This is a genomic window from Allofournierella sp. (assembly GCF_017889395.1).
Classification (GTDB): domain Bacteria; phylum Bacillota; class Clostridia; order Oscillospirales; family Ruminococcaceae; genus Allofournierella.
In genome coordinates, this window is record NZ_JAGHKE010000036.1 from 1 (window position 1) to 19,430 (window position 19,430).

General features: G+C 64.3%; 19 protein-coding genes and 1 pseudogene. 8 read left to right on the forward strand and 12 right to left on the reverse strand.

Annotation, left to right across the window (positions count from 1 at the left end):
• Window positions 1–167: 167 nt before the first annotated feature.
• The 5 genes from J7G73_RS06225 to J7G73_RS06245 all read right to left on the reverse strand — a co-directional run bounded on the left by J7G73_RS06225 (window position 168) and on the right by J7G73_RS06245 (window position 6,424).
• Window positions 168–1,145, reverse strand: coding sequence for a DUF3658 domain-containing protein (locus J7G73_RS06225; protein ID WP_291245635.1), 978 nt, complete (start codon window positions 1,143–1,145; stop codon window positions 168–170).
• A 16-nt stretch (window positions 1,146–1,161) separates the two neighbouring features.
• On the reverse strand, window positions 1,162–2,265 hold the full coding sequence (locus J7G73_RS06230) for a glycerol dehydrogenase (protein WP_291245636.1): 1,104 nt from the start codon (window positions 2,263–2,265) through the stop codon (window positions 1,162–1,164).
• A 254-nt stretch (window positions 2,266–2,519) separates the two neighbouring features.
• Window positions 2,520–3,887 carry a sodium:alanine symporter family protein gene (locus J7G73_RS06235; RefSeq protein ID WP_291245637.1) on the reverse strand — a complete coding sequence of 456 codons (1,368 nt, stop codon included), beginning with the start codon at window positions 3,885–3,887 and terminating at the stop codon, window positions 2,520–2,522.
• 77 nt (window positions 3,888–3,964) lie between these two features.
• A complete protein-coding gene (locus J7G73_RS06240) occupies window positions 3,965–4,957 on the reverse strand; it encodes a CehA/McbA family metallohydrolase (protein ID WP_291245638.1) in 993 nt (330 codons plus the stop codon).
• Window positions 4,958–5,125: 168 nt separating this feature from the next.
• Entirely contained in the window at window positions 5,126–6,424 is a 1,299-nt protein-coding gene (locus tag J7G73_RS06245; protein WP_087296377.1) for an MFS transporter, read from the reverse strand.
• Window positions 6,425–6,850: 426 nt separating this feature from the next.
• Between J7G73_RS06245 and J7G73_RS06250 the strand changes: the two genes are divergently transcribed.
• The 7 genes from J7G73_RS06250 (at window position 6,851) to J7G73_RS06280 (ending at window position 13,936) form a co-directional block, all read left to right on the forward strand.
• Entirely contained in the window at window positions 6,851–7,633 is a 783-nt protein-coding gene (locus J7G73_RS06250; RefSeq protein ID WP_291245639.1) for a DeoR/GlpR family DNA-binding transcription regulator, read from the forward strand.
• A gap of 28 nt (window positions 7,634–7,661) precedes the next feature.
• A complete protein-coding gene (sdaAB, locus tag J7G73_RS06255; RefSeq protein ID WP_291245649.1) occupies window positions 7,662–8,321 on the forward strand; it encodes an L-serine ammonia-lyase, iron-sulfur-dependent subunit beta in 660 nt (219 codons plus the stop codon).
• Between the two features lie 28 nt (window positions 8,322–8,349).
• A complete protein-coding gene (sdaAA, locus tag J7G73_RS06260; protein WP_291245640.1) occupies window positions 8,350–9,285 on the forward strand; it encodes an L-serine ammonia-lyase, iron-sulfur-dependent, subunit alpha in 936 nt (311 codons plus the stop codon).
• A gap of 109 nt (window positions 9,286–9,394) precedes the next feature.
• Entirely contained in the window at window positions 9,395–10,663 is a 1,269-nt protein-coding gene (locus tag J7G73_RS06265; RefSeq protein ID WP_291245641.1) for an MFS transporter, read from the forward strand.
• A gap of 374 nt (window positions 10,664–11,037) precedes the next feature.
• Window positions 11,038–11,499 (forward strand): NfeD family protein, encoded by a 462-nt coding sequence (locus J7G73_RS06270; protein WP_291245642.1) that lies wholly within the window; start codon window positions 11,038–11,040, stop codon window positions 11,497–11,499.
• A gap of 51 nt (window positions 11,500–11,550) precedes the next feature.
• Window positions 11,551–12,459 (forward strand): SPFH domain-containing protein, encoded by a 909-nt coding sequence (locus J7G73_RS06275; RefSeq protein WP_087296372.1) that lies wholly within the window; start codon window positions 11,551–11,553, stop codon window positions 12,457–12,459.
• A gap of 184 nt (window positions 12,460–12,643) precedes the next feature.
• Entirely contained in the window at window positions 12,644–13,936 is a 1,293-nt protein-coding gene (locus J7G73_RS06280) for a hypothetical protein (protein WP_291245643.1), read from the forward strand.
• A 93-nt stretch (window positions 13,937–14,029) separates the two neighbouring features.
• On the opposite strand, the gene J7G73_RS06285 is transcribed toward J7G73_RS06280, so the two are convergent.
• The 3 genes from J7G73_RS06285 to J7G73_RS06295 are packed head-to-tail and all read right to left on the reverse strand — an operon-like array spanning window position 14,030 to window position 15,310.
• Entirely contained in the window at window positions 14,030–14,491 is a 462-nt protein-coding gene (locus J7G73_RS06285; protein WP_291245644.1) for a hypothetical protein, read from the reverse strand.
• Between the two features lie 13 nt (window positions 14,492–14,504).
• Entirely contained in the window at window positions 14,505–14,960 is a 456-nt protein-coding gene (locus J7G73_RS06290) for a hypothetical protein (RefSeq protein WP_291245645.1), read from the reverse strand.
• Window positions 14,957–15,310: a PadR family transcriptional regulator gene (locus tag J7G73_RS06295; RefSeq protein WP_087296368.1), complete on the reverse strand. Its 354-nt coding sequence runs from the start codon at window positions 15,308–15,310 to the stop codon at window positions 14,957–14,959. The genes J7G73_RS06290 and J7G73_RS06295 overlap by 4 nt, the downstream gene beginning before the upstream one ends.
• 190 nt (window positions 15,311–15,500) lie before the next feature.
• Here J7G73_RS06295 and J7G73_RS06300 point away from each other — a divergent pair, with 190 nt between their 5' ends.
• Entirely contained in the window at window positions 15,501–16,283 is a 783-nt protein-coding gene (locus tag J7G73_RS06300; RefSeq protein WP_291245646.1) for an ATP-binding cassette domain-containing protein, read from the forward strand.
• Window positions 16,284–16,368: 85 nt separating this feature from the next.
• On the opposite strand, the gene J7G73_RS06305 is transcribed toward J7G73_RS06300, so the two are convergent.
• From J7G73_RS06305 to J7G73_RS06320, 4 genes and pseudogenes are all read right to left on the reverse strand, one after another.
• Window positions 16,369–17,775, reverse strand: a complete 1,407-nt coding sequence (locus tag J7G73_RS06305; protein ID WP_291245647.1) for a CotH kinase family protein — start codon at window positions 17,773–17,775, stop codon at window positions 16,369–16,371.
• A 4-nt stretch (window positions 17,776–17,779) separates the two neighbouring features.
• Complete coding sequence (locus J7G73_RS06310) at window positions 17,780–18,451, reverse strand: DUF4956 domain-containing protein (protein ID WP_087183935.1); 672 nt, start codon at window positions 18,449–18,451, stop codon at window positions 17,780–17,782.
• Window positions 18,452–18,473: 22 nt separating this feature from the next.
• Complete coding sequence (locus J7G73_RS06315) at window positions 18,474–19,163, reverse strand: polyphosphate polymerase domain-containing protein (RefSeq protein WP_291245648.1); 690 nt, start codon at window positions 19,161–19,163, stop codon at window positions 18,474–18,476.
• A pseudogene (locus J7G73_RS06320) lies at window positions 19,153–19,430 on the reverse strand (hypothetical protein); the annotation flags it as partial. The pseudogene J7G73_RS06320 and the gene J7G73_RS06315, both read right to left, overlap by 11 nt.

The window sequence follows — 19,430 nt, forward strand, 5'->3', positions numbered from 1 at the left end:
CTGGCTCCAGCAGACCAGCCGCCCCTTTGACCCAGCCACCGCCGTGGACTTTCTGGCCCCGCGCCGCCCCCGCCGCCTCAAGCGGCCGGAGGACTGACCCCTTCCAACGCAGCAAAAAAGCGAAGCGCCCGGACCATCGGTCCTGAGACACTTCGCTTTTGTTTTGCTCAAAGACCGGCCCAGTCGCTGTGCTGGCGCAGCCTGCGGCGGATGCCCGGGCCGTCCTGGGCCACCTCCAACAGCCCCTCGCGGCAGAAGGCCTCAATGCGCAGCGCCAGCCAGCCGTCGCCCACGCCCAGCTGGTACCGGCCCAGCACGTTGCCCACCAACGAAGCCTCCAGAAATTCCTCCGGCAGCCGCTCCAGCTCCCGCAGAAGGAAGCTGTCGTAAAAATTTTCCGGCACGCTCTGTAAGCCGCCGTTCAGGCAGACCCGCAGGGGCGCGTTCTCCCGCTGCAGCTCCTTCCAGCGCCCGGCGCAGGCCTGCAGAAGGGCGGGCTTTGCGGTCTGGGCCAGCGGCAGATACCGCCCCCACTCGCCGGGGCTGATCTCGCCCCAGCCGGTGTAGGCCATCATGGTTTCGCCCTCGCCGTATTCCCACACCGGCAGCTTGATCAGCTGCACCGGCCCGTGCTGCTCCAGCTCGTGCAGCTTTGCCAGCAGCCAGCACAGGCCGCAGGCGTCGTCCGGGTTGTCGCTGTACCAGATGCGCAGCTCCTCGCCGTTTGCGCTGCGGGTGAGCACCGTTTGCAGGTTGGCCTGCAGCTCCTCCAGCGACTCCTCGATCACCCGCTCCCGCTCGGCGGCGCTGCCCCCGAAGCTGGCGGCAAACAGCCGTTCCAGCAAGCGGCGGCGGCCCTGGGGAAACTGGTTTTCCGCAATGTCGCCCATGCTCCAGCCCGCCTCCAGGCTGAACACATTGGCCGGGTCACCCCCCAGGGGCTGGGCTTCTTCCCACTCCCGGCGGGCCCGCTGCTCCGCTGCCTGCTGAGCGGCCTGCTGCACCCCGGGCGCGGGGGCGGCGCATTCCTCCCCCTCCCGGGCGGCATAGAGCACGCTCACCGCGCCGGTGTACTCCCCCTGGCCGTAATGCTGGGCCATCTTCAGGCTGCCGCAGGCGCTGCGGCTGAACACCACATCCATCATATCGCCGTCTCCTCCTTTATGCCTGCGCCAGCGCCTTCACCGCGCCGATCAGCTGCTCGGCGCTCACGGCAAAGGGCATGTTGCCCATGTTGCCCGCCGGGTCCAGCGCCACCCGGGCCAGCTCGGAAAGTTCCTCGCCGGTGATGTCCGCAAGCGCCAGGTCCGCAAGGCTGGTGGGCAGGCCCACCGACTTGCAGAAGGCCCGCACCTGGGCAAGGTCCTGCCGGGCCCGCAAGGGCTGCGCGCCCAGCCGCTGCTCCAGCACCAGCTGCACCTGCACGCCGAAGGCCACCGCCTCGCCGTGGACCGCCCGGTTTGCCCGGCCCAGACTGGCGATGCCGTTGGCCACCGCGTGGGCCGCGGCCAAACCGCCGCTCTCAAAGCCCACGCCGCTCAGGTAGATATTCGTCTCCACAATGGTTTCCAGCTCCTCGCCGGGGCATTTCTGCGCCGCCTGCTCCATGGCCTTGGCCCCGCAGCGCAGCAGATTGTTCCAGCACCCCTGCGCCAGGCACAGCGCCGCCGCGCCGGGAGCGGTGCCGAAGCTGTTTTTGCCCCCTGCCTCGGCGCAGGCCCGGGCCTCGAACCAGGTGGACAGCGCGTCCCCCATGCCCGCCGCCAGCAGCCGGGGCGGAGCGGCGGCGATGTGGGCGGTGTCCGCCAGCACCAGATCGGGGTTTTTGTCCAGATACAGATACCGGTCGAAGATACCCTCCGGGGTATACAGCACCGCCAGGGCGCTGCAGGGCGCGTCGGTGGAGGCCACGGTGGGCAGCATCACCATGGGCGCGCGGGCAAAAGCCGCCACGGCCTTGGCCACATCCAGATGACGGCCGCCGCCCGCGCCCGCCACCACCTGACAGCCGCTGGCCTCAAACCGGCGCACCAGCTCGGTGATCTCCTTTTCGCAGCAGGCCCCCTCGAAGTCCACGAACTCCACCCCGCCCGCGCCGGGCAGGCCCTCCTCCACATCCCGCCGGATGCGCTCGATGCCCGCCGCGTCGCTGATGAGGAACACGCCCTGCCCCAGCCGCCGGGTATAGCGGCCCAGGCGGCGCAGCGCCCCCGGTCCCTGCACATACCGGCTGGGTGCGCCGGTGCGTTTGTCCTGATCGGTCATACAAAACTCCCCTCCCGTTTTCGGTTTCTACTAACAGAAGTATCACAAACCGCAGCACTTTGCAAGGGTAAAGTTCCCCAACCTGCAAAAAGCGGCCCCGGGCAAAGGCCCAAAGCCGCTTTTTGCAGATGATTTGCGGCAGCCGGCCAAGGAGTGAGGGGACCGGCTGCCCGAGAGAAAGGATGAAAAAAGGATATTACAATTCGGATATTGCAATTAAAATATTCCAAATCGGAATCAAGGAAAAGGGATACTCAGCGGCGGGCGCCTTCGTACAGCTCCGGGTCGCTGAAGAACTCTTTGGTGGCCTTGCGCACCTTTGGGAACAGCACGATCATGGCGATCAGGTTGGGGATGGTCAGCAGCGCCAGGGCGATGTCCTGGATGGTCCAGACCATTTCCACCTTCAAAAGCGCGCCGATGATGCAGAAGGCCGGGAACACATACTTGAACTTGTCGGCAACCTTTGCGCCGAACACATAGTTCAGACCCACGAAGCCGAAGTACCACTGGCTCATCAGGGTGGTGGTGCTGAACAGCAAAAGGCAGATGGAAACCACATAGCGCAGCGGCTCCCACACGGTGGCAAAGGCGTTGAGGGCCAGCACGTTGTCCGGCACGCCGCTGCCGATGACGCCGGTCACGCCCAGCACCAGGCCGGTGATGGTGCAGATGACGAAGGTGTCCAGGAAGACCTCGGTGACGCCGGTCATGCCCTGCTGCACCGGGTGCTTCACGTTGGCGGAGGAGTGGATGACGGGGGCAGAGCCCTCGCCGGCCTCATTGGAATAGAGACCGCGGGCCACGCCCTTCTGCATGGCGATGATCATGCTGCCCATCGCGCCGCCCGCCATGGCCCGCAGGCCGAAGGCGCTCTGAAAGATTTCGGCGAAGACGCCGGGCACCTTGGGGGCGTTGATCAGAATGATGACCAGGCCGCCCACCACATACAGCAGCGCCATAGTGGGGACCAGCTTCTGGGCCACATGGGCCAGACGGTGCAGGCCGCCCAGAGTCACGATGAAGATCAGGGCCACCAGCACGATGCCGGTGATGAGGGGCGCAACGCCGAAGCTCTGGTTCATCACGCCGCTGATGGTGTTGGACTGGATGAAGTTGCCGCCGATGATCTGGGTGACCATGAACAGCGCGCACAGCACCGCCAGCCAGGGGGCGTGCAGGCCCTTTTTGATGTAATACATGGGGCCACCCACCCACTGGCCCTGCTCGTTGCGTTCACGATACAGAAGGCCCAGCACGATCTCGCTGTATTTGGTGGCCATGCCCACGAAGGCGGCCACCCACATCCAGAAGATGGCGCCCAGGCCGCCGGCCACCACCGCGGTGGATACGCCCACGATGTTGCCGCTGCCCACGCAGGAGGCCACGGCGGTGCAAAGCGCCTGGAAGGAGGTGATGCCGCCGGCATCCTCTTCCCCGTTCTTTTTGCCCCGGATGGGCTCCCACAGGGTTTTCTTGATGATGTAGCCGAAGTGGCGCACCTGCACCGCCCCGGTCACGATGGTATAAAGCACGCCCACGCCCAGCAATACGAACATGAGCCAATCGCCCCAGAGTTTGCCGTCGATGAATTCCAGGGTGGATTGCAGTTGATCCAACATGGGTCTTTCCTCCTATTATTCATACGCTACAAGGCCCCGGCAAGCGCCGCAAAGATTCGGGGTCATGCGGGGGGCGTTCAGTCCCACTCCAGATAGATGGGGTTGGTCCAGGCGGCCCGGCCGAACCGGTCCACCACCTCCACACGCACGTAGCTCTCGTGGCCCTTCAGGGTGTGCTCGGCGTGGGTCAGGGTGTCCTTGCGCAGCTCGCCGATGACGGTGCCGCCGTCGTTCACGATGTTGCCCGCCACAAAGTTCACCCGCTCGGCCTTGGAGCAGTCGATCCACACCTTGCCGTCCTTCACGCCCCAACCGTAAATTTCGGGGCCGGCGGAGGAGTAGTAGTTGCCCTTGATAAAGTTCTCCACGATGGCGTCGTGGGTCAGGCTCTCGGCCTGCACGCAGATCCAGCCGCCGCAGGCGTCGTCAAAGAGGCCCTCGTTGTGGTTGTCGTCGCTGGCAAAGCCGTTGATGCGCTTGCCTGCCCGCAGCATCCGGTCCCACTGGACCAGGCCGCTGCCCACCGCCGCCTCGTTGGTGGAGTTGTAGTTGAACACTTCCAGAGCGGTCACGCCGGTGGTGTCCATGAATTCCTCATCCAGCACACGGCTCCAGACCGGGTGGTTGTAGGTGACCACGCAGCCGTGGGCCCGCAGCATGTCGCTCAGCTGCTGGGCGGCCTTCGCGCCCTCCCACTGGCCAAAGAACTTGATGGGGGGCAGGTACTGCAGATGGCCGAAGGTGCCCTCGGGGGCATTCTTCTGCATCTCGCTGGTGCCCAGGATGCCGTGCATGTGGTGCAGCTTATAGCGCTCGTTGGTGCCAATGGCCCGGTAAAGTACCGCGGTGGCCTCCAATCCGGGCAGGATGATGAAGTCCTCGGTGTTGAACTGGGCCCGGTGGTCGGTGTAGATGTCGTGCTCGGACATGCACAGGAAATGGTAGCCGTGCTCCTTGTACTGGGCCACGTTCTGCTCGGGGGTCAGCATGCCGTCGGAAATGGTGGTGTGGCTGTGCAGGTTGCCCTTGTAGAAGGACCCGCAGCCCGTAAAGCCGTGGTACTCACGCATAGGTTTTGGTCACTCCTTGTCGTTTGTTTGGGCCGCCCGGCTGCGCGGGTCTTGCCTCTTGGTTTTAGAATAGCATACAAATCCGTGGATTTCCACCACGGATCTGTATGCTACGCGAATTTTTTTATGAATTCAGACGAAGAACGCAGGGGTCCTCGTGCAGTTTGCTTACTTGCCGGCCTGCTGATGCTTCTTGATGCGGCCAATCAGGAAGGTGGATACGAACACGCCGATCACGGCCCAGCCGATCATCACGCCGAACACCACGCGGTAGCCCGCCATGCCGGGGAAGCGATCCAGGAAGTTGCCGTACATCAGGTAGGCGAAGGAGTTGGGCAGGTAGATGACCAGGCTCGCCAGGCTCATGGCCGCGCCGGTGATCTCGGCAGGGACCTTTACCTCGTCCATGGGGGCGAAGAACACAGCGCGCATGGTGAACACGATGGCGCCGAAGCCCAGGGTGCAGGCAGCGCCCACGATCCAGTTGCCGGAAGCGCCCAGCGCCTCGTGGGGGATCAGCATGAACAGGACCATGGCCACGATGCAGACGATGAAGCCCATGCGGATGTGTTTGGCGCTGGACTTGTGCACCTTATCGGACATGAAGCCGCCGATGGGGCCGCCGACCATCTTCAGGCCGTACTGGTTGATGATGCCGTAAGCACCCACCGCGGTGGCGGGCAGCAGGTAGATGTTGTTCAGGAAGGGGATGAAGTAGGTCAGGCCGCAGTAGATGCAGTAGACCACGAAGCCGTTCAGCGCAACGGCCCAGATGTCCACGCTCTTGAGGGCCTGCACCATGCCGCCGAAGGCGGCGGTGGCCTTGTTCAGCTCCTTGCCGTCGGCGCCCACGCGCTTCTCGTCGTTGGGCACGAAGATCAGGCACAGAACGCCCGCCGCGATGGTGGCGCAGGACAAAAAGATCAGGCCGGCGCGCAGGGCGGCAGCGCCCTCGCCCATGGCACCGAAGATGGCCAGCGCGGTGCCCGCGATGATCACGTCCACAACGCCGCGGCCCATTTCCAAAAAGCCGAACATACGGCCCTGGGTCTTCTCGTCGCCCAAAAGGCGGATGGCCTTGAGCAGAACGGGCCAGTAGGTGACCTCAGCCAGGATGGCGATCACGCCGAAGGCTGCCAAAAAGCCCCAGTAGGGCGGGAAGGTGGCCAGGTAGAAGCCCACCAGGCCGATGCCGATCAGGCTGCCGCCGATCATGTACTTCTTGCTGAACATGTCGCAGATGTAGATACCGGCGATCAGGCCGATGGTCTGCACGATGCCGTAGGCGCTCATGGCGCCGCCGATCTGGGTGTTGGTCAGGCCCATGAACTCCTGCATGGGAACGTAGAACATATCCTTCATGCTGCCCAGCTTGAAGGCGATGCCGCCGGACAGGGTGAGGATGCAGAAGGTGAACCAGCGGTTCGGAGCCGCCTTCATCATGGCGGTCTTGGTCTTGTTGCTCACTTGAATTCCTCCTCGAAAACACACTCTCTTTTTGTTCTCTTTTACATCACGGCGAAGCCCTCGCCGCGGAATACTGTTGTCATCCGGCGGGCCGCCCCGCCTTGGGAACAATCACAGTATACTTGCGATTCAATTTGGTTTCAACCCCTTTTCCCCACTTTTTCGCAATTAAACAAAGAAATGCCCGGCTTTTTGTTCATTCTGCCTGTTTAATTTTTGCATTTCTCCCGGTATACTAAATGTAAAGCCAACAAAATCGCAACTTTCTCCCAACCACTCCTCCAGCTTTCCGGGGAGCGGCGGGGGGAGCGGAGTTGGGATTTTTCTGCGAAACAGTATTCAAACCCGGCTGCTTTTGCTATAATTTGATGCAGAAGAAGCGGGCGGTTTGCCCCGACAAGCGCACAGGAAAGGGCGGAACAACAAATGCTTGCGAAAAAACGGTATTCCATTATATTAGAGCTGCTGGACAAGGAGGGCACGGTGCACACCGCCGAGCTGGTGGAGGCGCTGGGCGTTTCCTCCGAGACGGTGCGCAAGGACCTGGAGGAGCTGGACCGGCAGGGCAAACTGCGGCGCATCCACGGCGGCGCGGTGCCCCTGCAGCAGCCGGAGGCCCCCGCGCCCATGGTGGGCTATGTGGCGCTTTCCACCCGGAACACCCTGCACATGGAGGAAAAGCAGCGCATCGCCCGGCGGGCCGCGGCCATGGTGGAGGAGGGCCAGGTGGTGGCGCTGGACTACGGCAGCACCAGCCAGGTGCTGGCCCAGGCACTGGCCGCCCGGTTTGAGCGGCTCACGGTGGTGACCAACTCCATCCAGAACGCGCTGCTTCTGGCGGACAAGCCCGGCTTCACGGTGATCCTGACCGGGGGCATCCTCTCGCGGGACGAGCGCACCCTGGTGAACGACTTCCCCACCGGCATATTGAACTACGTGCATGTGGACATTCTGTTTTTAACCGTGACCGGCATCGACCCGGTGGCGGGCCTGACCGACCAGCGGCTGGGCGAGATCTCGATGCAGAACCAGATGCGAAACGCCGCCAGCCGGGTGATCGTGGCGGCGGATTCCAGCAAATTCGGCCGGGCAAGCCTGGTGCGCATCTGCCCCATCAGCGCGGTGGAGGCCATCGTCACCGACGGCGGAGTGGACCCGGACCAGGCCGCCGCGGTGGAAAGCTGCGGCGCAAAGCTGATTATTGTATAAGCACCCATAAAAAGGAGAACAGAGCATGTTGAATGTATTCGATATCGTGGGCCCGGTGATGATCGGCCCCTCCAGCAGCCACACCGCGGGCGCGGTGCGCATCGGCCGGGTGGCCCGGGCATTGCTGGGCTGCGAGCCGGTGAACGCCCAGATCCTTCTGCACGGCAGCTTCGCCAAGACCTACAAGGGCCACGGCACCGACAAGGCCCTCATCGCGGGCATCATGGGCATGGCCACCGACGACGAGCGCATCCGCTTTTCGCCGCGCCTGGCCGAAGAGGCGGGCCTTTCGGTGAGCATTCTGCCCACCGAGATCGACGGCGCGCACCCCAACACCGCCCTCATCACCCTCACCGACGCCACCGGCCGCACCGTGAGCGTGCAGGGGGCCAGCGTGGGCGGCGGCAACATCCTCATCACCCGGGTGAACGGCATGGAGGTGCACATCTCCGGCCAGTACAACACCCTGATCGTGCTCCATCAGGACACCCCGGGCATCATCGCGGCGGTGACCGAGCTGCTGGCCGAAAGCCAGGTAAACATCTGCAACTTCCGCCTTTCCCGCCAGAAAAAGGGCGGCGTGGCGGTGATGACCATCGAGATGGACGGCGGGCTGGACCCGGCGCTGAACGGGCGCATCGAGGCGCTGCCCCACATTTTGAGCTCCACCATGCTGCTGGCCAACTGACACAGGGCGCGGGAAAGAGAGGTACCTTATGAGCATTGAACTGAAATACGATTCCGTGGCGGCACTGGTGGCCGCCGCCGAAAAGGCGGGCGAGCCCATCTCGGCGCTGGTGCTGCGCCAGCAGGCCGCTCAGCTGGAAAAGACCGAGCAGGAGATCTACGACCAGATGGCCGAGACCTATAAAGTAATGGCCGCCTGCATCGAGCCGGGCTGCGCCGAGGACCTGCGCAGCACCAGCGGCCTGACCGGCGGCAGCGCCTTTAAAATGCGCAAGGCGGTGGAAAACGGAAAAACCCTCACCGGCGGCGTGCTGGGCGGGGCGCTCTATCGGGCTCTGGCGGTGAGCGAACTGAACGCGGCCATGGGCCGTGTGGTGGCCGCGCCCACCGCGGGCAGCTGCGGCATTCTGCCCGCTGCCCTTTTGACCATGCAGAACGATCTGGGCTGCTCCGAGCACGACTGCGTGATGGCCCTGTTCACCGCCAGCGCGGTGGGCATGGTGATCGCCACCAACGCCTGCGTGGCGGGGGCTCAGGGCGGCTGTCAGGCCGAGTGCGGCAGCGCCGCGGCCATGGCGGCAGCGGCCATTGTGGAGCTGGCGGGCGGCACCCCGGCCCAGGCCAGCGATGCGGTTGCCATTGCCCTGAAGAACATTCTGGGCCTTGTGTGCGACCCGGTGGCGGGCCTGGTGGAGATCCCCTGCATCAAGCGCAACGCCTCCGGCGTGGCCGGGGCCTTTGTGGCGGCAGAGCTGGCTCTGGCGGGCATCGGCAGCGCCATTCCGGCGGACGAGACCATCTTCGCCATGAAGAAGGTGGGCGACGCCATGAGCAGCAGCCTGAAGGAGACCGCCGAGGGCGGTCTTGCGGCCACTCCCACCGGCCAGAAGCTGTATGAGCAGGTGTTCGGCGCGACCCCGGCGGCGGGCGGCTGTGCATCCTGCGGCGGCTGCGGCGGGCGGTAACATTCGGAACATTCAAAACACAGACCAAAAAACCAGAGCAGGGGCTTCCCCGCTCTGGTTTTTTGGTCCCTTTTTTGAGGGGCAACAAACAAAATGTGAGGTGATCGCTGTGGAGCAGTCCAACGTGCTGGCCGTGCAAAAGCGGCGGGTGCTGGCGGTGTGCGTGGCCGCCTACACGGTGTCTTACCTGCTGCGCACCAATCTTTCGCTGGCGCTGGAGGACCTGATGGAGGTGCTTTCCATCGGGCGGGGTCAGGCCGGCCTTGTGAGCACCCTGTATTTCTGGACCTACGCCTCCGGCCAGCTGCTGGGCGGCTGGCTGAGCGTGAAGCGGGACCCCAAGCGGGTGGTGGCGCTGGGCCTTGCGGCCAGCGGGCTGTGCAATCTGGCCATCGGCTTCTGTTCCGGCTACTGGGCGCTGGCCGCGCTGTGGACGGTGAACGGTCTGGCGCTGGCGCTGTTCTGGCCGCCCATTCTGCAGATCACCACCAACTGGTTCGAGCCGTCCGAATACCTGAAGGTCTCGATTCTCTTGAGCCTGCCCACCACGCTGGGCTATCTGGTGGCCTGGAGCGGCCTGGGCGCGGTGCTGCGGGCGGCGGGCTGGCGCTGGGTGTTCTTCTGCCCGGCCATCATCGCCTTCTGCTTTTTCTGGGTCTGGCTGCGGGGGTTGAAAGCCAGCCCTCAGGCGGCGGGGCTTTGCTACCGGCCCGCCGCGCTGGCCGCCCCCGCCAAAAAGGAGGAGCCGGACCAGCCCCGGCAGCGGGGCAGCCTTGTGCGGGCCATGCTCACCCTGCCCATGCTCAGCTTCGCCTTTGTGATTCTGGCCCAGGGCTCCACCAAGGAGAGCATCAACCTGTGGGCCCCCACCCTGCTGCAGCAGCTGGCGGGGCCGGGGCAGGAGGGTCTGGTGGGCCTGTTCGCCGCGGTCATTCCGCTGTTCAGCACCGCCGGGCTGCTGGCCACCGGCTGGCTGGTGCGGCGGCTGCACGGCGGGCAGGAGGGCGCGCTGCTGGCCCTCACCGGGGCCGGGGCGGTGTGCGGCTGGCTGCTGGTGGCCTTGCAGAACAGTCTTGCGGGCCTTGTGGTCTGCCTGGGGCTTTTGCTGGGGCTTGTGTACGGCGTGACCACCATCCTCACCACCCTGCTTCCCCTGCGCTTTGCCCGCACCGGCCAGAGCGCGGCCTTCACCGGCATCTTCAATTTCCTGGCCTATGTGGGCGCGGCGCTGGGCGGCGCGCTCTCCGGCTGGGTGAGCGACCTGTGGGGCTGGCAGCAGGTGTACCTGCTCTGGGCGGCGCTGGCCACCGTGTCCGCTCTGGCGCTGTTTGTGAGCGAAGCCTGGCAGTATTTCAGCTGGCGGTACTTGGGGCACTAACACACCCTTTGCCGCCGGTCTCTTGAACATTCTTCCGTGCCCGGAGGGGGACTTTCATCCCTTCCGGGCGTTCTTTTTGCCTGGGCTCGCCCGGACTCGCCCCGCCTCGCCCGGCTTCGATTGGGGGTCCCCCCGGCAAAAATTTCGCAAAAAAGGCAAAAAACCGCCAATTTTTGCCCCAGGTGGGCTTTGTATTCCTACCCGCCATCTGTTAAAATACAGACAACGGCACCACTTCCCGGCCCGGGCCGGAAGCTGGCCGCCGCCCGAATGAATATTCGTTCCAAACTTTTCTGCATAAGGTTTTACAGGCGGCATGCCCGCCTGAATAAAAAGGCGGTCCCGCAAAGAAACCGCCGGAGAGGAGTACACCCATGGAGATCCTGCTTTCGACCACCACGGCCATCTGGCTGTGGGCCGCGCTGCTGGCGGTTTTCGTTGTGGTGGAGCTGGCCACCGCCAACCTGGTCACCATCTGGTTTGCCGTGGGCGCGCTGGCGGCGCTGGGCGCCAGTCTGTTCACCCCGAGCCTGCTGTGGCAGGCGCTGGTGTTCCTGCTGGTAAGCCTGGTGGCCCTGATCGCCACCAAGCCGCTGGTCAGCCGGGCCCGCGCCCGCAAGCCTGCCGCCGCCGTGGAGCTGGACCGGAACATCGGCCGCACCGCCCAGGCCCTTGAGGACCTGCGCCCCGGTGTGGTGGGCCGGGTAAGGCTGGACGGCGTGGACTGGAACGCCGTGACCGACAGCCCCATCCGGGCCGGCGAGCGCTGCACCGTGCAGTCCATCGGCGGCACCACCCTGACCGTGGCCCCCGAAAAGGCCCCGGCCATGCAATAACCCCTTTGCAACAGCGATTTTCGATTTTAGAAACGAAACGGAGGAATGATTATGCCTACAGTACTGATTGTTTTGATCCCCATTCTGGTCATCCTGCTGCTTTTGCTGGTCAGCTGCATCAGCATCGTGCCTCAGGCCAACGCCTACGTGGTGGAATGGCTGGGTGTGTACCACGCCACCTGGGGCGCGGGCTTCCACTTCAAGGCCCCCTTCCTGATGCGCGTCGTCAAAAAGGTGAGCCTGAAGGAGCAGGTCGTGGACTTCAAGCCCCAGCCCGTCATCACCCGGGACAACGTGACCATGCAGATCGACTCGGTGGTCTTCTTCCAGGTGACCGACGCCAAGATGTTCACCTACGGCGTGGAGCGGCCCATGAGCGCCATCGAGAACCTGACCGCCACCACCCTGCGCAACATCATCGGTGATATGGAGCTGGACCACACCCTCACCAGCCGCGACGTGATCAACACCAAGATCACCGCCATTCTGGACCAGGCCACCGACAAGTGGGGCATCAAGGTGAACCGGGTTGAGGTGAAGAACATCATCCCGCCCGCCGAAATTCAGGACGCCATGGAGAAGCAGATGAAGGCCGAGCGCCTGAAGCGCGAAGCCATCCTGATCGCCGAGGGCGAGAAGACCGCCGCCATCACCAAGGCGGAGGGTGAAAAGGAAAGCGCCATCCTGCGGGCGGACGCGGTGCGCGAGCAGCGCATCCGTGAGGCCCAGGGTGAAGCCCAGGCCATCCTGGAGGTGCAGAAGGCTCTGGCCGACTCGCTGCGGATGCTGAACGAGGCCGCTCCCAACGACAAGGTGCTGGCCCTGAAGGGTCTGGAGGCCCTGGCCAAGGTGGCCGACGGCCGCGCCACCAAGCTGATCATCCCCAGCGACATGCAGAACCTGGCGGGTCTGGTCACCTCCATCAAAGAGATGGCCACCACCGACACCGCCGCCAAGTAAACAAACCAAACAGCGCGGCCCCGAACCGGTTTTCCGATTCGGGGCCGCTTTTTTTGCGCCCTTGCTCCGGAATTTGCAGTTTCGTTACATCTCCTTGCATACACCGTGCCCCGCAAAGGGCTATACTGGGGCCAGAAAATAAGCCGGGAGCATCTGCTTTTTCCGGCAAAAGGAGGCCCTTTTTATGAAACGCGCAAACCGCCTGACCGCCCTCTTCACCGCCTGCCTTCTGCTGGCGGGCTGCGCCGCCGCGCCCCAGTCGGTCAGCCTCCCGGCCCGGAGCAGCGCCCCCGCCCAGAGCAGCACCCGGAGCGCCGGAGCCAATCCGGACCTGGCCGGGCTGGAGCTGCAGGTGCTGCCCGAAATGAGCGCCGTCACCGCCGAGGGGCTTTATACGGTGGACATGCTTCCCCTGCCGGACGGTTCCATCCGCATCCTGTACGGGGATTTTGCTTCCTCCAGCCTGCATCCCCTGTGCAGCCTGCCGGGCTGTGACCACACCGGGTCGGAATGTCAGGGCCGTCTGATGGCTTACGGCGGCATCCGCCCCATGGTCATCGGCGGGCGGATTTTTCTGGTTCTCCCCGGCGCGCCCGACTTGGCGGACGAACACGGCGAAGCCGCGCTGGCCGGGGTCATGACCATGGAGCCGGACGGCAGCAGCAAGGCTCTGCTCACCCGCTTCGGGCCCACGCAGCAGCTGTATGACCCCTATATCACCGACGGAAAGGACCTTTACTGCACCCTGCAGACAACCGAATCCGAGTGGCTGAAGCAGGAGCTGATCCGCGTGGAGCTTGCCACCGGGGAATGGGAATCCATTTACCAGATGAGCGCAGAGCACTCCGAACAGCTGATGAGTGCCTTCGGCTCCTGCGTTCTGCTGAGCAGCCAGAACGCCGTTCAGGGCAAGCTGGTTATGACTCTGGCCCGGCTGGACCTTTCCACCGGGGAAACGACCCAGGTGCCCGCCCCGGACCCGGACGATACCACCATGCTTGTCCAGGGGCGTCAGATCTATTATTACTCCTTTTCGGAAAACGCCCTCCACGGCCTGGACTGGCTCACCCTGGAGGACCGGGTGCTGAAGGAAAATCTGTTCGAGGGCGGCGCGGGCGAGGGCTTTGTCAACCTGCTGGACTGCCGGGACGGCTTCGCCCTTCTCTCGCTGTTTCTGCCGGACTCGGAACAGGCGCTCACGGTGCGGGTGGACCTGAACAGCGGCGAGAGCGCCGACTTCTCGCTGCTGAGCACCACCATCAGCGGGCCCGGGCGGCCGGTGCGGATTCTGGCCACCCTCCCGGGAACCGACCGGTATCTGGTGGAAATGGGTGAGCAGGCCGTGGATTACCCCACCAAAACCTCGGACGGCACCTCCACCGTGGTGAAGGCCATCCGCCCCCTTTACGGCCTGATCGACACGGCGGACTACTGGAGCTCCTCGCCCGATTACCAGACCCTCGCCTATTCCGACTGACCCCATACACAAAACAGCGCGGCCCCGAATCAAAACCGATTCGGGGCCGCGTTTTCGCGTTTTATTTTATTGAGGGAGCGGTCCGGGGACGCATCAGGCCAGCACGCCGTTGGGGGTGCAGGTGATGGTCACCGTGGGGGAAACCTTTTTGCCGGTGGTGGTCTTCTGCACCACGCCCCGGGCAATGGCCGCGCTTCCGCTGGGGTAGGCCTCATTGCCGATGAGCTTCCAGATATCGGTCCACTTGTCGAGTGTGGCAGTGGCCGCGGTGCAGGTGGCGGTGGTACCATCGTAGACAAAGGTACCGTGCACGGTGTAGGTCCACTGCAGGGTGCCGCTCTCGTAATAATCAAAAGCCTTATGGCCGTTTTTGGAACCGGTGGCCCGGGAGGCGGCATCCTCGTAGACGGTGATCACCGCATAGGCTCCGTTGTCGTACTGCTCCACCGTGCGGCTGACCACACGGCTCTCCTCCCCGGCGGCAAAGGCCGGAACACAAACGCACACACACAGCAGCGCTGCCATCAGAACTGCACAGATTTTTTTGAATTTCACAAAAAACGCCTCCTTATTCTGACTCATTTTCAATAGGGCTCATGGTTGGAAGCGGTCCCGCTTCCCCTTCATCAATGCTTTGCAAGGCTCCGTAGCCCGGGTAACAGATGTAGTCGATCGCAAGCCGCGCGCAGTAAAACGCGCCGTAGGCCAGCGCCAGTGTTACCAGCACCGTCGCCAGCACCCTGCGCCAGCGGTAACGGGTCAGCTGCTTTTGCAGCTGCTCGCCCTCCATGTTTTCCAGCACATTGGCGGCAAAGGCCTTCGGTGTGCCGAAATGGGCGCAAAGCTCGCTCATTCCGGCCCCGGGGTGCTCCTCCAGATAGAGCAGCACCGACTCCTCCAGCTGGCTGAGAACCGGCCTGCGCAGTGCCGCCGGGCAGAAAAGGCTGCGCTTCACCCGCCCGCAATACCTTCGGCACAGGGTCTGTGCCCGCCGGATATTCTCCCGTTCAATGCTGCTGTTCATACCGGTTCCACCTCGTTCATTCCACAGGATGTGAGTATGCCGCGAATGCCTTCCTGCATGGAAAGATATTCCGCCACGCTGCTTTGCAGATAGTCACGCCCGGCCGCCTCCAGATGGTAATACATCCGGGTGCGCCGCCTGCCCACCTGCTGTTTGGTCACAGTGATATAGCCCTTGTCCTCCAGCCGGTAAAGGGTGGGGTACATGGAGCTCTCCTGCAAGATGAACTTCCCGCCGCTGCGGGCCTGCAATTCCTGCGACATCTCATACCCGTACATGTCCCGCTGGGCCAGCAGGCTCAGCAGCACAAGCTCGGTAACGCCGCGCTTCAAGTTTTCCGATACTCCCATGGGGCGTCCTCTTTTACTTTGTTGAATCAACAGCCTTATCATACTGCAAAAGCTATGTGCCGTAAATACTATTCGTGGCAAAGTATTGTTGACATTTTTATTGGCCTGTGCTATTTTGGTGTCAGAGAAAAGGCGGTCAGACCGGCAGCTTCCGGCTTGACCCACCGGCCGCCCTCGAGGTGAACCTTCCATGACCCAGCAAACCAATCCCGCTCCCTGCCTTGCGGTGGAGGGGCTTGAAAAAAGCTATTCGATCCGGGGCGGCCGGTTTGGCCGTCCCGCCGCCAGAAAACAGGCCCTGGCCGGGGTAAGTTTTTCCCTCGGACCGGGCTTTTACGGTCTTTTGGGGCCGGGCGGCGCGGGCAAAACCACTCTGGTCAGCCTTCTCACCGGCAGCCTGAAGCCGGACGGCGGCACCGTGCACTGGTGCGGCCAGAGCGTGCGCATGCCGGACAGCCGCTTTCGCCGTGCGGCGGGCTGCATCCCCCGGCAGCAGCCCCTTTCCGACAGCTACACCGGCCGCCGGTTTCTTTCCGGCCTCTGCGCGCTGAAGGAGATCCCCGCCCGGGAGGTACCCGCCCAGGTGGAGCGGGCGGCGGAATGGCTGGCCCTTTCCGACGAGCTGGACAAGCGGCTGGCCGCTTATTCCGGCGGCATGAAGCAGCGGCTTCTGCTGGCCGGCGCCCTGCTGGGGGACCCGAAGCTGCTGCTTCTGGACGAGCCCGCCGCCGGGCTGGAGCCGCCGGAGCGGCTGCGACTGCAAAGCCTGCTGGCCCGGCTTGCCGCCGACCGGATCGTGCTGGTGGCCACCTCCGCGGCAAGCGATGTGGAAACAGCCGACGGGATTCTGCTGCTGCAGGATGGCCGGCTGGTGGACCAGGGCCCGGCAGAGGCCCTGATCGCCGCCCATGCGCCGAGTCAGGACCTGACGGCGGTGTACCGGGCGGTGTTCGGCGAGGAGCCCGGCCGGTGAATCCCTCCCTATAACCAAAACAACGCGGCCCCGCACCCGGAAGCTTTCCGGGCGCGGGGCCGCGCTTTCTTTTTTGATTTGCCGGTCAGTGCACGCCGTCCGCCAGGTCGGCGATCTCGCCCAGGTCCGGCAGCCAGACCGACGAGGCGTCCACATAGGGGCCGCCCCATTCCTCCCGCTCCTTCCAGGTGGAGGGGATTTCCCCTTCCAGCTGGCCCCGGGCACTCTCGGCCCGCAGCAGGCAGAAGTCGGTGAAGGTGTCCACCCCGGTGCGGAAATCCTCGTAGGAGCAGAAGGCGGTGGGGTCCCGCTGCACATAGGGGGCGATCATCCGGGCGGTGGCGGCGGTCTCGGCCGCAAAGCGCCCGCTCTCAAAATATCCGCTCAGAAATTCGTCGAAATACCGGTGGTAGGCGGCAAAGCATTCGTCCTGCTTCATCACCTGATGGTAGAGCGGCCGGTTCTGCATCACCTGGCCGGTGCCGGGGGTGTCGATGGGATAATTCACATACAACTCCGCGTCGTTGATGGGGTCCGGCATCCCCAGGGAATAGGTGGCGAAGGCCAGGTTATAGTCCCAGGGCAGCATGCTCAGCCGCCCGTCTTCCTCGTAGAGAAAATAGTTGTGACCGGTGCGGCCCAGGTAGCTGTCCAGATTGACGGTGAACACCTGCACCACAAAGTACCGCAGCACCCGGTCCAGGTCCACCGCCTTTTCCAGCTGCTGCCCGGTGGAAAGCTGCTCCAGCGCTTCGATCAGCCGCTGCTTGTCCGCCGGGGTGGGGTCGAACTTGGCGGTGCGGAAGATGTTGTCGTAATTTTCCACCTCCGGGCCGGTGTAGCGCAGGGCCACGTCCGGGTTTTCGTCGGAAAGGTTTTTGTAGTCCGGCTTGTACAGCTGGCCGTGGCCGGGGCCGAAGCTGCGGCGGGCAAAAGCCTCCTCCGGCTCCTCCACCGCCAGAAACAGCCCCCAGTCCTGCCCGTTCACCGTCACCCACACATAGCTGCTCAGGGGCGCGGGCACCCTCATGTAGTCCATCATCCGGTAGGCGGTGTGGTTTTTCAGGTAGCTGTTGTCCTGAAAGGAGCAGTCCAGCGAGAGCTTGTCCAGCCCATGGTAGCTGGCCCCGGTCTGGTAGTGGTCGAATTCCAGCTTCAGGCTGTAGCGGGAAAGTCCGTATTCCTCGATCAGCCGCCGGGAGTTGTTGCCCTTGGCCCGCAGGCCCGCCTGCTCGAACCGCTCGCCGTCCACCACCACCGTGCAGGGGGAATACTCCTCCTGTGGGGCAGTGTCCAGAAAGGCCTGCCAGTCCTCGATCTGAATGTCGATGGTGTGCACCCGATCCGCGTCGAACAGCCGGGAGGCGTAGGCCGGGTCGCTGTGGGTGGGGCGGATGCCCAGCGCCTCCCCTCGCCAGAGCACCCCCGCCAGCACCAGAGCCAGGGCCATGGCGGCAAGGCAGATGCGGTCGATGTATTTGTGGCGCAGCATGGCTTCACCCCATATAGTCCCCGTTGTAGGATACCAGCACCGCTTCCTCCACGCCCTCCATGGCGGCCAGCTGCTCCACGAAGGAGGCATCCTCCTGCCGCAGCCGCACCTCGTAGTTCAGCTCGGTGCCCCGGGCGCTCACGGTCTTGCTTTTCAGCGAGTGGGCGGCCACCGCCTCTTCCAGAAAAGCGGCAGCGGCGCGGGCGGCGGCGTCCCCGGCGCAGTGCAGCACCAGAATGTAGGGCCGGTCGGCGCTTTTGCGCCCGGCGAACACCACCAGCACCAGCCCGATGAGCAGGCTGCCCAGCACCGCCAGCGGCACAAAGCCCGCCGCCAGCACGATGCCCGCCGCGATGCTCCAGAACAGAAAGGCGATGTCCATGGGCTCCTTGATGGCGGTGCGAAACCGCACGATGGACAAGGCGCCCACCATACCCAGCGACAGCACCACGTTGCTGGTGACTGCCAGAATCAGCAGGGTGGTGATGAGGCACAGGGCCACCAGCGTGACCCCGAAGCTGGCGGCGTACATCACGCCGCAGTAGCTTTTTTTGTAGATGTAAAAGATGAACAACCCCAGCGCCAGAGCCAGCGCCATGGCCAGCAGCATATCCAGCGGGCTGACCGCGGCGGAATTGTCCAGAAAGCTGGAACGGAAGATATCCTGAAACGTCATAAAACCCCTCCCGGCTCACCGCTCATTCCCATTTGCGGCAGGCCGCGTATTTGGACCATGCCCCCGCCCGTCGGCCGGGCACCTGCACGGCCATGCGCACCAGATCGGGCAGAAAGGCGTCGTATTTTACCTCCAGAATGGTGCCCCCCGGGGCCACGGTGCAGGCAAGGGCCTCCGGGTCCAGAAAATCGGCGGGCCCGTTGCCCCGGCGCAGCGCCCGGTCCAGAGTGATGCGCACGTTGCCCGGCCGGTACACAAAGGCCTGCCGGTCGTAGCAGACCACGGTGCGCGGGCGCAGCCCGGCGCGCATTTTGCTGTACAGCTCCACCAGCAGGGGCCGGCCGCTGTGCAAGAGAAAGTCGATCTGCCCGGCCAGCAGCCGCCGCACTTTGTCCTCGCTCAGCCGGGCGCTTTGCTTCTGGCACAGGCCGTTTTGCTTGCTCTTTTTTTCCAGCCGCAGAAAGCCGGTGTCCTGCCCGTAGTACCGCAGCCGGAACTTTTCCCGCCGGCCCACCCCGTCCAGCTTCTGGCGCAGGGCGGTATCGGCGGGGGTGTCGAAATACAGGCTGTTCACCCGGTATACCCCGCCCGGCCCGGCGTGCCGGTCGGCCTCAAACAGCCGCTCCAGCCGCCGGGTGAGCACCCAGTCCTCCTGGGGGGTGATCCAGTGCTTGTATTCGTGCCGCCAGACCGGCGGGCGGTCAGTCGTCATAGCCGGAATCTCCGCCGTCGTCCGGTGCGTCGTAACCGGAGTCGCCGCCGTCGTCATAGCCGGAATCGCCATTGTCCGGTGCGGGTGCCGGAGCCGCCGGAGCGGGCGCGGGGGCAGTGTAGGCGGAATCGCCATAGCCGGAGTCGCCATCGTCCGGTGCGGGTGCCGGGGCTGCGGTGGGCGCGGGTGCGGGAGCGGTGTAGCCGGAATCGCCGTCGTCGTTGTAGTCGGTCACACCATCGTTGTTGGGGCCGTAATCGGTGTCGT

Excerpts from the sequence above, each read along its gene's own strand:
- J7G73_RS06235 (WP_291245637.1), bottom strand. The coding sequence starts at position 3,887 with ATGTTGGATCAACTGCAATCCACCCTGGAATTCATCGACGGCAAACTC.
- J7G73_RS06230 (WP_291245636.1), bottom strand. The coding sequence starts at position 2,265 with ATGACCGATCAGGACAAACGCACCGGCGCACCCAGCCGGTATGTGCAG.
- J7G73_RS06300 (WP_291245646.1), top strand. The coding sequence starts at position 15,501 with ATGACCCAGCAAACCAATCCCGCTCCCTGCCTTGCGGTGGAGGGGCTT.
- J7G73_RS06315 (WP_291245648.1), bottom strand. The coding sequence starts at position 19,163 with ATGACGACTGACCGCCCGCCGGTCTGGCGGCACGAATACAAGCACTGG.
- sdaAA (WP_291245640.1), top strand. The coding sequence starts at position 8,350 with ATGAGCATTGAACTGAAATACGATTCCGTGGCGGCACTGGTGGCCGCC.
- J7G73_RS06295 (WP_087296368.1), bottom strand. The coding sequence starts at position 15,310 with ATGGGAGTATCGGAAAACTTGAAGCGCGGCGTTACCGAGCTTGTGCTG.
- J7G73_RS06290 (WP_291245645.1), bottom strand. The coding sequence starts at position 14,960 with ATGAACAGCAGCATTGAACGGGAGAATATCCGGCGGGCACAGACCCTG.
- J7G73_RS06270 (WP_291245642.1), top strand. The coding sequence starts at position 11,038 with ATGGAGATCCTGCTTTCGACCACCACGGCCATCTGGCTGTGGGCCGCG.
- J7G73_RS06225 (WP_291245635.1), bottom strand. The coding sequence starts at position 1,145 with ATGATGGATGTGGTGTTCAGCCGCAGCGCCTGCGGCAGCCTGAAGATG.
- J7G73_RS06240 (WP_291245638.1), bottom strand. The coding sequence starts at position 4,957 with ATGCGTGAGTACCACGGCTTTACGGGCTGCGGGTCCTTCTACAAGGGC.
- J7G73_RS06280 (WP_291245643.1), top strand. The coding sequence starts at position 12,644 with ATGAAACGCGCAAACCGCCTGACCGCCCTCTTCACCGCCTGCCTTCTG.
- J7G73_RS06310 (WP_087183935.1), bottom strand. The coding sequence starts at position 18,451 with ATGACGTTTCAGGATATCTTCCGTTCCAGCTTTCTGGACAATTCCGCC.
- J7G73_RS06275 (WP_087296372.1), top strand. The coding sequence starts at position 11,551 with ATGCCTACAGTACTGATTGTTTTGATCCCCATTCTGGTCATCCTGCTG.
- J7G73_RS06250 (WP_291245639.1), top strand. The coding sequence starts at position 6,851 with ATGCTTGCGAAAAAACGGTATTCCATTATATTAGAGCTGCTGGACAAG.
- J7G73_RS06305 (WP_291245647.1), bottom strand. The coding sequence starts at position 17,775 with ATGCTGCGCCACAAATACATCGACCGCATCTGCCTTGCCGCCATGGCC.